Source organism: Mesorhizobium sp. M7A.F.Ca.US.005.03.1.1, from assembly GCF_003997975.1.
In the GTDB taxonomy this organism is placed as follows: domain Bacteria; phylum Pseudomonadota; class Alphaproteobacteria; order Rhizobiales; family Rhizobiaceae; genus Mesorhizobium; species Mesorhizobium ciceri.
In genome coordinates this window covers 26,548-41,422 of sequence record NZ_RZRO01000038.1, presented here as the reverse complement: position 1 = coordinate 41,422, position 14,875 = coordinate 26,548, and the positions used below count along the sequence as shown (strand labels likewise).

The 14,875-nt window shown below is 64.6% G+C and carries 12 protein-coding genes; 2 read left to right on the top strand and 10 right to left on the bottom strand.

Going from position 1 to position 14,875, the window contains the following annotated elements; all coding sequences use genetic code 11:
* Positions 1-29: 29 nt before the first annotated feature.
* The 5 genes from EN990_RS17320 to EN990_RS17300 form a co-directional block, all read right to left on the bottom strand.
* Positions 30-899, bottom strand: a complete 870-nt coding sequence (locus tag EN990_RS17320) for a patatin-like phospholipase family protein (RefSeq protein ID WP_013532353.1) — start codon at positions 897-899, stop codon at positions 30-32.
* Positions 896-2,323, bottom strand: coding sequence for a pitrilysin family protein (locus tag EN990_RS17315; RefSeq protein WP_127369476.1), 1,428 nt, complete (start codon positions 2,321-2,323; stop codon positions 896-898). Before EN990_RS17315 ends, EN990_RS17320 begins: the two co-directional genes overlap by 4 nt.
* A gap of 74 nt (positions 2,324-2,397) precedes the next feature.
* Positions 2,398-3,786, bottom strand: a complete 1,389-nt coding sequence (locus EN990_RS17310; RefSeq protein WP_024504837.1) for a pitrilysin family protein — start codon at positions 3,784-3,786, stop codon at positions 2,398-2,400.
* 134 nt (positions 3,787-3,920) lie between these two features.
* Positions 3,921-4,475: a 16S rRNA (guanine(966)-N(2))-methyltransferase RsmD gene (rsmD, locus tag EN990_RS17305; protein WP_013532356.1), complete on the bottom strand. Its 555-nt coding sequence runs from the start codon at positions 4,473-4,475 to the stop codon at positions 3,921-3,923.
* Positions 4,472-6,589 (bottom strand): pseudouridine synthase, encoded by a 2,118-nt coding sequence (locus EN990_RS17300; RefSeq protein WP_127388337.1) that lies wholly within the window; start codon positions 6,587-6,589, stop codon positions 4,472-4,474. Before EN990_RS17300 ends, rsmD begins: the two co-directional genes overlap by 4 nt.
* 182 nt (positions 6,590-6,771) lie before the next feature.
* On the opposite strand from EN990_RS17300, the gene EN990_RS17295 reads away from it, so the two are divergent.
* Positions 6,772-7,221: a nucleoside deaminase gene (locus EN990_RS17295; protein ID WP_127368759.1), complete on the top strand. Its 450-nt coding sequence runs from the start codon at positions 6,772-6,774 to the stop codon at positions 7,219-7,221.
* Between the two features lie 36 nt (positions 7,222-7,257).
* Here the strand turns inward: EN990_RS17295 and EN990_RS17290 are convergent, their stop codons facing one another.
* The 3 genes from EN990_RS17290 to EN990_RS17280 form a co-directional block, all read right to left on the bottom strand.
* Entirely contained in the window at positions 7,258-7,929 is a 672-nt protein-coding gene (locus EN990_RS17290; protein ID WP_013532359.1) for a hypothetical protein, read from the bottom strand.
* Between the two features lie 207 nt (positions 7,930-8,136).
* Complete coding sequence (gene ileS / locus EN990_RS17285; RefSeq protein ID WP_127368760.1) at positions 8,137-11,100, bottom strand: isoleucine--tRNA ligase; 2,964 nt, start codon at positions 11,098-11,100, stop codon at positions 8,137-8,139.
* A gap of 234 nt (positions 11,101-11,334) precedes the next feature.
* Positions 11,335-12,141 (bottom strand): MipA/OmpV family protein, encoded by an 807-nt coding sequence (locus tag EN990_RS17280; RefSeq protein WP_024504841.1) that lies wholly within the window; start codon positions 12,139-12,141, stop codon positions 11,335-11,337.
* 194 nt (positions 12,142-12,335) lie between these two features.
* On the opposite strand from EN990_RS17280, the gene EN990_RS17275 reads away from it, so the two are divergent.
* Positions 12,336-12,890: an HdeD family acid-resistance protein gene (locus tag EN990_RS17275; protein WP_013532362.1), complete on the top strand. Its 555-nt coding sequence runs from the start codon at positions 12,336-12,338 to the stop codon at positions 12,888-12,890.
* Between the two features lies 1 nt (position 12,891).
* Here the strand turns inward: EN990_RS17275 and EN990_RS17270 are convergent, their stop codons facing one another.
* Together EN990_RS17270 and EN990_RS17265 are read right to left on the bottom strand one after the other, a co-directional pair.
* Complete coding sequence (locus EN990_RS17270) at positions 12,892-13,872, bottom strand: bifunctional riboflavin kinase/FAD synthetase (protein WP_127368761.1); 981 nt, start codon at positions 13,870-13,872, stop codon at positions 12,892-12,894.
* Between the two features lie 6 nt (positions 13,873-13,878).
* Entirely contained in the window at positions 13,879-14,739 is an 861-nt protein-coding gene (locus tag EN990_RS17265; RefSeq protein ID WP_063170199.1) for a TIGR01459 family HAD-type hydrolase, read from the bottom strand.
* Positions 14,740-14,875: the final 136 nt, after the last annotated feature.

Here is a 14,875-nt window from a genome sequence, read left to right as displayed (position 1 = left end):
CTTTCAGATCGAATGGGGAAGATGCATCCTCACCCGACCTGCTTGCCCCGTCTCCCCTTGATGGCGGCGCTATTCCTCGCCTCCACCGCCTTCTCCACCTGCCGCTTCAGTTCGTCCTTGATATCCACCGTCTCGTTCATCAGCGCGTCGATCTTCAGGAAATCGAGGACGCGGTATCTCGACACTGCCGGGCGGACCAGGATGTCGGGGCGGCATTGCTTCAGCTTGTTGGCGATGATCGACTGCATCATCAATTGCGTGGCGCCGAACATCAGGTCGACGGAGGTCGGCTGTTTGCGGTCGGCCTCTTCCGGTGCGCCGACGACGTCGACGCCGATGATGATGTCGGCGTCGTTCTCGATCAGGTCGAACGGCACGGGGTTGTAGATGCCGCCGTCGATCAGCAGCCTGCCGTCTCGCATCACCGGACGGAACACGGCGGGAATGGCCGCTGACGCCGCCAGCGCGGAGTGCAGGTCGCCGTCTTCGAAGACGGCCAGCTTGTGACCGAAATAGTCGGTCGCCGTCACCTTCAGCGGGATTTTCAGCTCGGCAAAGGTTTCGGGGATGGCCTCGGGCAGAAAGGCTTTCAGGATGCGCTCGACATTGAACTGGCTGACGCGGATGCCGTTCTGCATGGCTTCGGCTATCGTGCCCGGCCGCGCCCGCCACATGCGGCTGGCCACCTCGGCGCGGCGGCCGAGGATCGAGCGGGCGTAGTCGTGGATGTCCTTGCCGGCCATACCCGATGCCATGCCGGCACCCATGATGGCGCCGATCGACGAGCCGGCTATGGCCACCGGCTTGATGCCGAGCTCGTCCAGCGCCTCGATGACATGGATATGCGCCAGCCCGCGCGCGCCGCCGCCGCCGAAGGCGATGCCGAAGGTGGGGCTCATCCCTTGCCGGCTCCGGCCAGTTTCGGGCCGATGACCATGATGGTCGGCTCGGTGGTCAGCAGCTTTTTCGCCGCGGCCTTGACCTGTTCGAGCGTCACCGCGTTGATGTAGCCGGCGCGGCGCTGCATGTAGTCGATGCCGAGATCGTCGAGCTGCAACTCGACCAATGTCGAGGCGATGGCGCTGGACGAGTCCAGATTGTTGATGGCGTAGGCGCCGATCATGTATTTCTTGGTCGCCGCCAGTTCCGCTTCGGTCGGGCCTTGCTCGGCCAATTGCTTGACCACATCGCGGACGATGCCCAGCGTCTCGGCCGCGCGGTCGGAGCGGGTGCCGGTGCTGACGATCAACGCGCTGGCGTGGTCCTGGTTGATCAGCGAGGAGTTGACGCTGTAGGCCAGTCCGCGCTTTTCGCGCACTTCCTGGAACAGGCGCGAGGTGAAGGTGCCGCCGCCGAGGATCTCGTTCATCAGCACGGCGGGGAAGAAATCCGCCGCCTTGCGCTTCACGCCGGGAAAGGCGAGCTGCAGGGAGGTCTGCGGCAGGTCGTAGTCGACCTCGATATGCTGCGCCAGCTTCGGGTCGATATCGGCCACAGGCCTCAGCGCCTGGTTCTGCGGCAGGTCGCCGAACACCATGTCGAGCTTCTTCTTCAGCGTCTCCGCGTCGATGGCGCCGACTACGGCGACATGCAGGCCGCCGCGCGCGAACACCGCTTTGTGCAGGGCTTTCAGATCATCGGACGTGATGGCGGCGATGCTTTCCTTGGTGCCCTGATCGGAGCGGGAATAGGGATGGTCGCCATAGAGGGCGCGCGCCCATTTGTTCTGCGCCACCGTGTCCGGGTCGTTTTCGCCGGCGATGATGCCGGACAGGATCTGGGAACGGATGCGGTCGATCGGCAACTGGTCGAAGCGCGGCTCGTTGACCGCCAGCCGCAGCAGGTCGAAGGCCTGGTCGCGCTGCTCGGCCAGCATGCGCATCGAGCCGTAGATGCCGTCGCGGCTCTCGTCGAAGCTCATCTCGGCGCCGGCATCGTCGAGCTTGATCTGGAAGTCTTCACTATCGAGCGGGCCGGCGCCTTCGTCGAACAGGCCGGTCATTAGATTGGCCAGCCCTTCCTTGCCGACAGGATCCTGCGTCGAGCCGCCGCCAAAGACGAAGCGGATGGCGACGACCGGCACGGAATAATCCTCGACCAACCAGGCGGTGATGCCCTTTGGCGAGGTGACGGACTGGATCTCCATGGCCCGCGCGGTGAGCGCCGGCAGGATGAGGAAGAGGATGGAGAGGAAAAGGGTGGTGAGTGCGGCGAGCGCCCTTCCTTCTCCCCTTGTGGGAGAAGGTGGATCGGCGCGCAGCGCCGAGACGGTTGAGGGGTGGGTGACGGAGCGCCGTCGGCGCCAAGCTGGAACACCCCTCATCCGACCTCGCTTCGCTCGGCCACCTTCTCCCACAAGGGGAGAAGGGAGAGAGCGGCGGTGCTGGTTCGTCATCATCAATTCCCCGCCTGTTGCTGCGGCAAGAGATAGCCGGTCGTCGACCGGGCGAGCACCAGATAGCGCGCGGCGACCGCCTTGACCTCGTCTGCGGTGACCTTGCGGATGCGGTCCGTCCATTGCTGGACGTCCTGCACATTGCCGCCGGTGGCCAGCGTCGAACCGTAGATGTTGGCCATGGAATCCTGCTTGTCGCGGGCAAAGATCATCGACCTGACATAGCGGTCCTTGGCCTTTTCCAGTTCCGATGGCGTCACGCCATCCTTGACGATGCGCACCACCTCCGCATCGACTGCCGCTTCGACGTCGGAAATCCTGGCATCGCCGCGCGGCGCGCCGTAGACGGTGAAGTTGGTGTCGTCGAGCATGGTGCCCTGGAAAAAGGCGCCGGCGCTGGATGCGATACCTTGCTGGACGACAAGCGCCTGGTAGAGCCGGCTGCGATTGCCGCCGCCGAGGATCTCCGCCAAGAGGTCGAGCGCTTCCGCCTCGCCCGGCTTTCCCGAATGATAGGACGGCACCACCCATTGCGTGGAAAAGCTCGGCACGCTCACGCGGGCATCGGAGAGCGTGACCGTGCGCTTGGTGTTCTGCTCCGGCTCGACCGGGCGGATGCGGGGCGGCAGATCGGGGCCGCGCGCCACCTTGCCATAGGTCTTTTCGGCCAGCGCCCGCACCGTGTCCGGTTCGACATCGCCGGCGACGATCAGCACGGCGTTATTGGGCCGGTAGTATTTGTCGTAGAAGGCGGTGGCGTCGACGCGGTTCAGCTGCTGCATCTCCTGCATCCAGCCGATGACCGGAATGCGATAGGGCTGGTTCTGCCACAGCGTCGCATCGACCTCCTCGTCCAGCACAGCCTCGGGGCTGTTGTCGATACGCGAGCGGCGCTCCTCGAGGATGACGTCGCGCTCGGTCTTGATGACATCGTCGGTGAGGATGAGGTTGCGCATGCGGTCAGCCTCGAAGCTCATCATCAGCTCGAGCGCCGACGGCGCCACCGTCTCGTGGAAAGCGGTGTAGTCATAGGAGGTGAAGGCGTTGTTGGAGCCGCCGATATCGGAGACGGCGCGGTCGAACTCGCCGGCCGCATGGTTGGTCGTTGCCTTGAACATCAGATGTTCGAAGAAATGCGCGATGCCGGATTTGCCGGGCGGCTCGTCGGCGCTGCCGATCTTGTACCAGACCATGTGGGTGACGATCGGCGCACGGTGGTCGGGAATGACGACCACCTCCATGCCGTTGTCGAGCAGGAAATCCGTGACCTTGAACTCGGCCGGAACCGTGTTGGGCAAGACGGGGCTCTCGGCCAGCACTGGGCTGGTCACGACAAAAGCCAAGGAGGTCGCCAACAGCGTTCCCCGCAGCCATTCAATCCTGGATGTCATCAACGGCTCCGGTTCTGTCGACAGACGATAGGCAAGGTGCTGGCGACAAGCAAAGTGATTTGTTGATCATGTTGCCGGCAAAGGCGGCGGCAAAGAGGCCGGCCCATGGATGCCGGCCAAGGATACGAGGCGTATCAGGACGCCTCGATGAAGCGGATGACGGTCTCGCCATAGTTGCGTTCGTCCAGCACCGAAAAGCCGGGGCCTGGCTCGAAGGACGCCACCGCGGCCTCTTCGACCACGCACAGCGCGCCGGGGCGAAGCCAGCCGCCGGCTTTGGCCGACTGCAAGGCGCGCTCGCCAAGGCCCTTGCCATAGGGCGGGTCGGCGAAGACAAGGCCGAACGGCGCCAGCGTGCCGGCCTCGCCGAGGCCGGTGGCATCGCGGCGGAAGATCTTGGTGCGGCCGGTGAGCCCGAAGGCCTCGACATTGTCGCGGATCAGGCCACGGCCTTCCGCCGATTCCTCGATGAAGACACCGTAGGAGGCACCGCGCGACAGCGCTTCGAGTCCCAGCGCGCCGGTGCCGGCGAACAGGTCGAGCACGCGTGCCCCGTCCAATTGCTCGGCAAAGCGATGCGCCAGCACGTTGAAGACCGCCTCGCGGGTACGATCGGTCGTCGGACGGATGGCGCTCGAGCGCGGCGTCGCCAACGGACGCCCGCGAAACTCACCACCGACGATTCTCATCTCGCTTTGGGGCCTCGGGGACCGTTGCGCGGACGCTCACCGCCGCCAGCCCCGCCCGGACGTTCGCCGCGCGGCTTGCCGAATGGCTTTGCACCGGCCGGTTTGCCATAGGTCGGTTTGAACGAGGCCTTGCGCGCCTTGGCGTCAGCCGCCTTGGCGGCGTCAGCTTCGGCCCTGCCCTTGCCGATCGGTCGCGCGCCTGGCGCCATCCAGACATTGGCCTTGCGCTGGCCGGGCGGCTCGATCGGCCGCTGCTCGCGCTCGGACTTTTTGCCACCGCCCGGCTTGCCACCAAAAGCACCACGCGGCTTGTCGCCGAAGCCACCGCGCGGTTTGTCGCCGAAATTGCCGCGCGGCTTGTCGCCAAAGCTGCGTTCGGGACGCGGGGCGCGTTCGCCAAAACTCTTCTCAGCGTTTCTGTCGGGGCTTGTCGACAGTTTGCCCAGAGCCTCATCGCGGCTGCCTTCGCGGCGCTTGCGGTTCTTGATCAACCCGCCCTCGCCGATCGGGCGGCGCTCGCCATCGCGGGTGAATTTCGGCCGTTCCGGCTCCGGCTCGCGAACTTCGGTGCGCCGCACCGGCTTGTTGGAAAACGGCTTGGTGACATCGGCGTCGAAATTGGCGCCGGATTCCTCGACCAGGCGCTCACCAAGCTGGTCGCGCAACACCCTGCCCTTGATCTCCAGCACATGGCCCTCGGCGAGGTCATCGAGTTGGAACGGCCCATAGGAGATACGGATCAGCCGCGTCACGTCGAGGCCGAGCGAACCCAGGATGTTCCTGACTTCGCGGTTCTTGCCCTCGCGCAGGCCGATCGTCAGCCAGGCATTGGTGCCTTGCTCGCGATCGAGCGTCGCTTCGATGGCGCCGTAAAAGACGCCGTCGACGGCAATGCCTTCACGCAGGCCGGCAAGCGCGCTTTCCTCGACCTTGCCGTGGACGCGCACGCGGTAGCGGCGCAGCCAGCCGGTGGCCGGCAGTTCGAGCACGCGCGACAGGCCGCCATCATTGGTGAGCAGCAGCAGGCCTTCGGTGTTGATGTCGAGCCGGCCGATGGTCATCAGCCGCGGCAATTCAGCCGGCAGCACGTCGAAGACGGTCTTGCGGCCCTCGGGATCGCGGTTGGTGGTGACGACGCCGGCCGGCTTGTGGAACAGGAACAGCCTTGTGCGCTCGATCGGCGGGATTTCCATACCGTCGAGATGGATGATGTCATCAGGCATCACGTTGAAGGCCGGTGAAGTGAGGGCGCGGCCATTGACCTTGACGCGGCCGGCGGCAATCAGCTCCTCGGCATCGCGGCGCGAGGCGAGGCCGGCGCGGGCCAGCCGCTTGGCGATGCGCTCGCCTGCCTCTTCCGCAGCCTCGGCGGGACGCGGGCGTGGCTTGAAGCCGCCGCCTGACGCGCCTTGCGGCCGATCGTTGAAATCCCGCTTCGGGCGATCGCCGAAGTCACGCTTGGGGCGGTCGGCGAAGTCACGCTTTGGGCGATCGACGGCGTCACGCGGGGCGCGGTCACTGAAATCGCGCTTGGGACGGTCGAAGCGCTTTTCGCCGCCCGCTGCCGCCGCAGCCGGCCGGTCGCCCCGCGGTGCATAGGGTTTGCGTGGCCCTTCGCGCTTCTCGTAGGGCTTGCGCTCGCCTTCAGCGGCCACCGGGCGGTCGCCGCGCGGTGCGTAGGGCTTGCGCGGTCCTTCGCGCTTTTCATAAGGCTTGCGCTCGCCTTCGGCGGCCATTGGGCGATCGCCGCGCGGTGCGTAGGGCTTGCGCGGTCCTTCGCGCTTTTCATAGGGCTTGCGCTCGCCTTCGGCGGCCATTGGGCGATCGCCGCGCGGTGCATAGGGCTTGCGCGGCCCCTCGCGTTTCTCAAAAGGCTTGCCTTCGGGACGCGGGCCTTTGCTGAAAGGCTTGTCGCCGCCCTTGAAATCGCGCTTCGGCCGCTCGCCATCGGCAGCCATCGGCCGGTCGCCACGCGGTGCGTAAGGTTTCTTGGCGCCAAAGGACGGTTTGCCGCCCTTGCCCGCGGCGCCATCGCGGCTGCGCGGTCCCGCGGCTTTCGGCCCACTCTTGGCCGGACCCTTCCTGGGTCGGAATTTCTTGTCGTTGTCGTCCATGTGGCCTTTATCCGTTTGCGCTGCTACAGCGTGGCGCATCCTTTCGGGCGCGCAACGAACGCTGTAGCACTTTTGATGTGGCGCATGATCATTTTCGAAAACCGAGTCCCGATTTTCGAGGTCATGCGCTCCATAACAGGATCACCGTCAGGTGGCGAGGAGATAATCGGAGTGGAAATCGCGTGAAGCGGCCCGATTTCATGGCGCTGGCGCTGAAGGAGGCCGAAGCTGCCGCCTTGCGAGGCGAAGTGCCGGTCGGCGCCGTCATCGCCAATGGCGCTGGTGTTGTCGCCAGCGCCGGCAACCGCACACGGGAACTTGCCGACCCGACCGCGCATGCCGAGATGCTGGTCATCCGCGAAGCCTGCCGCAAACTGTCGGCCGAGCGGCTGACCGGGCATGATCTGTATGTGACGCTGGAGCCTTGCGCCATGTGCGCCGGCGCCATTTCCTTCGCCCGGCTGCGCCGGCTCTATTTCGGCGCCGCCGACAACAAGGGCGGTGCGGTGGTCAACGGCGTGCGTTTTTTCGCCTCGCCGACCTGCCACCACGCGCCCGACATCTATCCGGGCATGGGCGAGACCGAAGCAGGCCTGCTGCTTAAAGGATTTTTTCGGGAGCGGCGCGGCTGAAGCGGGCGCTACGCCCGGCGACACAATTCGGTGTTCTTACAGCCAATCGAACCAGCCGCTGCCCTTCTTGCCTTCCGCCTCTTTCTTGAGACGGCGTTCCTTCTTGTACTCGTCCTCGCCAAGCTCGTTCTGCGGCGCGGTGCCGGCCGCGACACGATACTGCACTGGAGGCTCGCTCAGATATTTGCGGGTGTTCGGATCGCCCTGCTTGCTGTCGGCGAGGCGACGCTGGATCTCGGCGGCACGGCCCTTGTCGGAATCGGCCGGTGTCCATGCCGGCGGGTGGCTCGAGCCTGACTCCGCCATCGCCCTTTTCACCGAGGCCGGATCGGTTTGCACGTCGTCGACGATCTCCGACTGATAGGCCGGGTCGTTCTGATGGGCGGTGGCATCGGCGCGCAAGCGGGCGCGGCGCTGCTCGGGCGATTCGGGCCATTCGGCGCTCGCCGTCTCGATGCTGTCCTGCGGGGCCGGCAGCGCTTCCTTCTGGCCGGGCGCCGGCTTTACAAGCGTCGGACGCGGCTTGTAGTCGATCTGTTCCTTGCGCTTCGGCGCAAATGAAAAGGCGCCTGAAATATCGCCGGCCAGCTGTTCGCCGGCGGTCTTGTCGGTGCCGTAGGTCGGAGAGCCCATGCAGCCGGACAAAGCGAGGCCCGACGCGACAAGCGGCGCCAGCAGCGCCAGGCGCGCATTATATCTCTCGGTCATGCCAAAAAGTCCCACTCTAGACAGCCTCTCGATTGCCACCAGCCTTCTGGCCGGTCCCCATCGTCCAAGCACTTGCGACGGAAATCCGGCGACAATTTGTCTTCCGGAGTTTCGCGTGTTTACCTCAACCACTCGTTAAGGGCAACGCGCGGGCGGTTTTCACCCGCCCGGCGTGGCATTTGTGCACCGATCAAGCTGGCCGGCCTGTCAAAGCCGGCCAAGCGCCTTCAATTCATGCAGCACCGCCGCATCCCTGGCCGAAACATCCGGGAATTCCGGATCCTGGCCGATATCGGCGGTGTAGCGCCATGAGCGTGCGCATTTTAACAGGCCGCGATCCTCGGCCTTCTCGACCACCACGGCGACACCCCTGACGTCGTCGATCGCGAAGGCACCAGCCGGTGCCTCGCCATGAGCGATGACCAGATCGCTGGTGATCGCCATCTCGGCCATGTCGACATCTGAAATCGCCGCTTCGAGCGCTGCATCGTTGATGGTGACGACCGGCACCGCTTCCAGCGACGATCCGATCACCTTCTGGGCCCGCGCGATCTCCAGCGCGCCGGTGACGACGCGCCGCACCTGCCGCACCTGGCGCCACTTTTCCGCCAACGCCTCGTTCTGCCAGTCCGCCGGGATTTGCGGGAACTGGTCGAGATGCACCGAGACCGCGTCGGGATGACGATCGAGCCAGGCCTCCTCCATGGTGAAGGGCAGCATCGGCGCCAGCCATTTCACCAGGCAATCGAAGAGATGGCGCACCACCTGCACAGAAGCCTTGCGCTTCAGGCTCGAGGGCGCGTCGCAGTAGAGCGCGTCCTTGCGGATGTCGAAATAGAACGCGGACAGCTCGACCACCATAAAATCGAGCAGCATGCGGGTGATGCGCTTGAATTCGAAGGCGTCGTAACCCGAGCGCACGACCTCATCGAGCTCGGCCAGCCGGTGCAGCATCAACCGCTCCAGTTCCGGCATCTTCTCCAGCGGCACCTCTTCGCCATCGTCATGGGCGAGCGTGCCGAGCATCCAGCGGATGGTGTTGCGCAGCTTGCGGTAGGCATCGATGTTGGTCTGCAGCACGTTCTTGCCGAGCCGCTGGTCCTCCCAGTAGTCGGTCGTCACCACCCACAGACGCAGGATATCGGCGCCCGACTGCTTGATGACGTCCTGCGGCACCACGGTGTTGCCGAGCGACTTCGACATCTTGCGGCCATCCTCGTCCATGGTGAAACCATGGGTGACGACAGTATCGTAAGGCGCCCTGCCCCTGGTGCCGCAGCTTTCCAGCAGCGAGGAATGGAACCAGCCGCGATGCTGGTCGGAGCCTTCGAGATAGACGTCGGCCGGCCATTTCAGGTCAGGGCGATCCTCCAGCGTGAAGGCATGCGTCGAGCCCGAATCGAACCAGACGTCGAGGATGTCCATCACCTGCTTCCATTTGGAGGCATCGTGATTGCCAAGGAAACGCTCCTTGGCGCCAGCGGCGAACCAGGCGTCGGCGCCCTCCTTCTCGAAGGCGTCCATGATGCGCTGGTTGACCGCTTCGTCCTTCAGCACATTGCCGTCGACATCGGCGAAGACGGCGATCGGCACGCCCCAGGCGCGCTGGCGCGACAGCACCCAGTCCGGGCGCTCCTCGATCATGGCGCGGATGCGGTTCTGGCCGGCGGCGGGCACGAAACGGGTGTCGTCGATGGCCTTGAGCGCCCGGCTGCGCAGCGTCGAGCCGTCGCCGAGGTCCTTGTCCATATAAACGAACCATTGCGGCGTGTTGCGGAAGATGATCGGTTTTTTGGACCGCCACGAATGCGGATAGCTGTGCTTCAGCCGGCCACGCGCGAACAGCGCGTTGCGCTTGATCAGCTCGTCGATGACGGCCTGGTTGGCGTTGCCCTTCTTGCCGTTGTCGTCGATGACGCGCGCCGGTCCACCCTCGCGGTCCGGTCCGAAACCCGGCGCGTCCTTGGTGAAGAAGCCGCCATCGTCAACGGTGAACGGGATGGCGGGATCGATGCCGCGTGCGCGCAGATCCACCGCCGCGTCCATCCAGGCGTCAAAGTCCTCGCGGCCGTGTCCGGGCGCGGTGTGGACGAAGCCGGTGCCGGCATCGTCGGTGACATGGTCACCGGCGAGCATCGGAACGGCAAATTCGTAGCCGCCGCCCAAGCCCTTGAGCGGATGTGAAAGCGTAAGGCTTCCAAGCTCTTGCGCCGAAACGCTGCGGAGACGATTCAAGGTGACCTTGGCCTTGGCCGAGGAGTCTTCGGCCAGTGCGTCGGCAAAGATCAGCTTTTCGCCCGGCTGCGGGCCGAACGCGTTCTCGGCTGCCGTGACCTCGTAGAGGCCATAATTTATACGCGGCGAATAGTTGACGGCGCGGTTGCCTGGGATCGTCCACGGCGTCGTCGTCCAGATGACGACGTGGGCCTGCAGCAGATCGAGGGCGCCCTCCGTCAGCTTGGTCTGGCCATCGTCAATGGGGCGGACAAGGCTGGCGACCGGAAACTTCACCCAGATCGTGTCGCTCTCATAGTCGTGGTATTCGATCTCAGCCTCGGCCAGCGCCGTGCGCTCGACCACGCTCCACATCACCGGCTTGGAGCCGCGATAGAGCTGGCCCGACATGGCGAACTTCAACAGCTCGCCGGCGATGCGCGACTCGGCATGGAAAGCCATCGTCGTATAGGGGTTCTTGAAGTCGCCGATGACGCCGAGGCGCTGGAATTCGGCCCCCTGCACCGTGATCCAACCCGCGGCGAATTCGCGGCATTCCTTGCGGAATTCGTTGACCGGCACCTCGTCCTTGTTCTTGCCCTTGGCGCGGTACTGCTCCTCGATCTTCCATTCGATCGGCAGGCCGTGACAGTCCCAGCCGGGCACATAGTTCGAGTCGTAACCGCGCATCTGGAACGAGCGGGTGATGACGTCCTTGAGGATCTTGTTCAGCGCATGGCCGATATGGATGTTGCCATTGGCGTAGGGCGGGCCGTCATGCAGCACGTATTTCGTGCGGCCGGCAGCGCTCTCGCGCAGCTTGCGGTAGAGATCCATGTCCTGCCAGCGCTTGACCAGCAGCGGCTCCTTCTCCGGCAAGCCGGCGCGCATCGGGAAGTCCGTCTGCGGCAAATAAAGCGTCTTGGAATAGTCGATCGTTTCAGTTGTGTCGGTCATTGGTCTGCCATGTGCATTGCCCGGCGGGCGTACAAGCTCGGGCGTGAACTATCATGTTATGAAAAAAGCGCGAGGGGCGCGCAGAAACTCCCGGCGGCTCCGGCGGCGCTCAGGCCACCCGGAACACCGGGCCTGTAATTCGTATCGCGATCGCGAAAAGGCGCGAAAAGCTGGTCATGGCTGGGCTTTTAGCCGAAGCCACGGCAGGAATAAAGCGTCTCTCGTTCGATTCACCTACATCGTGAAATCGAAGCGGTAGGTGGTCGACACGCCGACCGTGAACTGGTTGCGGTCGCCACGCTCCTTGACCAGGCTGGAATCGGCCGCCGGTCCCATCAGGCGCGAATATTCGCCAAACAGGCTGGCGGTCATCGGCTCGGTCACCTTCCAGGTTATGGCGCCGCCAAGGCCGGTCGATTTCAGCCCGCCACCGGGATGGTATTCGCTCAGGCCGGAGGCCACCGCTTCCTGCGCGTTGACGCCATAATAGGCGTCGAAATAGTTGCCAGAGGCGAAGGAAACACGCGGTCCTCCCGAAATCCTGACGGTCGGCGTCACGTCGTAAAAGGCATCGGCGGCGATGTCGGCGACAAAGCCGTTGTGGGCGCGAATGCCGTGGCGCAGCTCGGCGCGGGCGCGCAGCCAGTCCGTCGGATAGAATTCGAAGAAGCCGCCGACTTCGCCGCCCCAGCGCACCGGATCGAGGCCCTTCAGTTCATCGGCGTTGTCGTCGTCGCGGGAAAACAGGAACTTGCCGGTCAGGCCGGCGCGGACACCGCCATCGTCGACCAGCGCCAACGAGATGTTGTCGTTGCGCGAGACAAAGCGTGCCGCCGGTCCGGCCTTGCCCAATGAGATGATGGGTTGGGCGCTCAGCATGTATTTCCTGCCGCCCTCGAAATTGGGCGCGACCAGGCCGGTGGCGCCAACGGTCAGATACCAGTCGCCGGACAGCCAGCTGCCCTCGCCCGCATTGGCGGCGCCCGCCCCGCCCAGCACCGCAGCGGCCAACACCAGAGAGATTCTTCCGACCGGACTCATGGCCACTCCACTAACACGACACACACGATTACCAATGACAGCTTTGACGGCCGTTTGGTAAAATTTGATTTAAACCCGAGACATACGCTCGCGCTTTGCCGCGATGCCGCTGCCGGTCATCGACTGGACGTTGGCCCGCGCCCGGATTACCTTCCATCCGCAGTATTCCGCAGCCCTCGATGGAGACCGCGACAATGACCCTGCATGGCGACGCCCTGAAAATCGCGATCGAACAGACACGGACAAAATGGGGATGGTTTGTCGCGCTCGGTGTGCTGCTGCTCATCTTCGGCGGCATTGCCTTCGCCAACCTGTTCGTCGCCACGGTGGCTTCCGTCTACGTCGTGGGATGGCTGATGCTGATGGCGGGCATCATCGAGATCGTGCACGCGTTCGGCGTCAAGACCTGGAGCCGCTTCTTCTACTGGCTGCTCAGCGGACTGCTGTACGCCGTTGCCGGCTTCTTCGCTTTCGGCAATCCGTTGCTTGCCTCGGCGGTGCTGACATTCCTGCTGGCGATTGCGCTGGTCGCGTCAGGGGTGCTCAGGGCCTGGGTCGGCTACAGCCATCGGCCGGAACGCGGCTGGGGCTGGATCGTCGCTGCCGGTGTCATCACCGCGCTTGCGGGCCTGATCATCGCCATGGGCTGGCCGGTCAACAGCCTGTGGGTGCTCGGTCTGTTCCTGGCGATCGATCTGATCTTCCAGGGCTGGACCTTCATCGCCGTCGGCCTGGCACTGAAGAAGTAGCTTAAAATGCCATCGCAGCGTCGAGGTCGGAGAGCGGCCTGACGCCGGCAAGCAGCGCGCGTGCCTCGGCTTCATCGCGCTTCATCTGCGCGACCAGCGCGTCGAGCCCCTCGAACTTCACCTCCGGACGCAGGAAACCGAAGAAGGAAACCTGACAAACCTCGCCATAGAGGTCGCCGGAGAAATCGAAGACAAAGGTTTCCAGCAGCGGCGCGCCGTTGTCGTCGACTGTCGGGCGTCGGCCAAAGCTGGCGACGCCGTCGTGAAGCGTGCCGTCGGCGCGGCGGAAGCGGACGGCATAGATGCCCTCCCTGAGTGCGGCTTCAGCCGACAGCCTCATATTCGCGGTTGGAAAGCCAAGGGTGCGGCCAAGCTGCTGTCCGCCGACCACCTCGCTTTCGACGGTGAACCGGTAGCCGAGCAGACCGGCGGCTTCAGCCACCTCACCCTCGCCCAGCAATACGCGGATGCGGCTGGACGACACCACCTCGGCGCCCTCGTCCCGGAACGCGTCGACGAGCGTGACGCCGAAGCCGTGACGCTCGCCGGCCGCCATCAGGTAGGCCGGGCCGCCCTGACGATCCTTGCCGAAATGGAAGTCGAACCCGGTCACGGCGTGAGTAATGCCGAGGTTCGTCTCCAGCACATCCGTCACGAACGCTTCCGCCGACAGCGAGGCGAAGTCGCGCGTGAACGGCTGCTCGACGAGCGCGGCAAAGCCCAGCAGCGACAGCAGCCGCGCCTTCATAGGCGGCGGCGTCAGCACGAACAACGGGATATCAGGCCTGAAGATCTTACGCGGATGCGGTTCGAATGTCAGCACCAGGGCCGGCACGCCGCGCCGTCCTGCCTCCGCCGAGGCTCGCTCGAGCACCGCCTGATGGCCGCGATGGACGCCATCGAAATTGCCGATCGCCACGACGCCGCCGCGCAGGTCGGCGGGAAGCGGCGCGGTTGCCAGGATGCGCTGGAAGGCTGCCATCGTCACCTACCGAAGTCTGGGAATGACGGCCACCGGACCATAGCCATGCTTTTCCAGGAAGGCCGCCAATCTTGCCGGATCCGGTTGCAGGGCATCGCCATAGTCGCGGGCATGGATACCGCCGGAGACATAAAGAACATCGAAGCCATTGTCGGCGGCGCCCTTCACATCGGTCATCATGCCGTCGCCGATGGCCAGCACCTGGCCGCGCTCGACCGGCTGGCCAAGAATCTCGGCAACCTCCTTCATCGCGAGATTGTAGATCGGCGCGTAAGGTTTTCCAGCGATCAATGTGCGGCCGCCGAGCTGGGCATAGTCACGCGCCAGCGCGCCGGCACACCAGATGATGCGTTCGCCACGTTCGACCACGATGTCGGGATTTGCGCAGATGAAAGGCAGGTTCCTGGCGCGCAGCCGCCGCAGGAGCTCCGCGTAATCCTCGGGCTTCTCGACCTCGTCGTCGAACAGGCCGGTACAGACGACGCCGGACGCCTCGAACTCCTCGACAAGCTCGACGTCGAGACCTTCATAGAGGGTGAAGTCGCGGTCGGCGCCGATATGGAAAATCTTGCGCGGCCCTTCGGCGATCAGATCCCGGGTCACGTCGCCTGAGGTAACCACCCGGTCGTAGGCTGACGGTGGAACACCGATCGCGTTCATCTGCGCCACTACATCGGCACTTCTGCGCGGCGAATTGGTGATCAGGACGACGGGGATTTTCGCCTCTCGAGCCCTTGCCAATGCGGAGGCTGCCACAGGGAAATGCGTTTCGCCATTATGGACCACCCCCCAGACGTCGCACAGGATTGCCGAATAGGCCTTCGACACGTCTTCGAGCGAGCCGATGATTTCAGGCGAATCCGCCATGCCGTTTCCTTCAGTCATGATCGTTGCGACCGCCACGACAGACGGTTCGCCGCAGCCGGTTCGGATTAGCCGAACCATTCCGGCCTGTCACCAGCTTTCGCCAGGCACGATTGGTTAGCGGTTGGTGAAGCGCTGC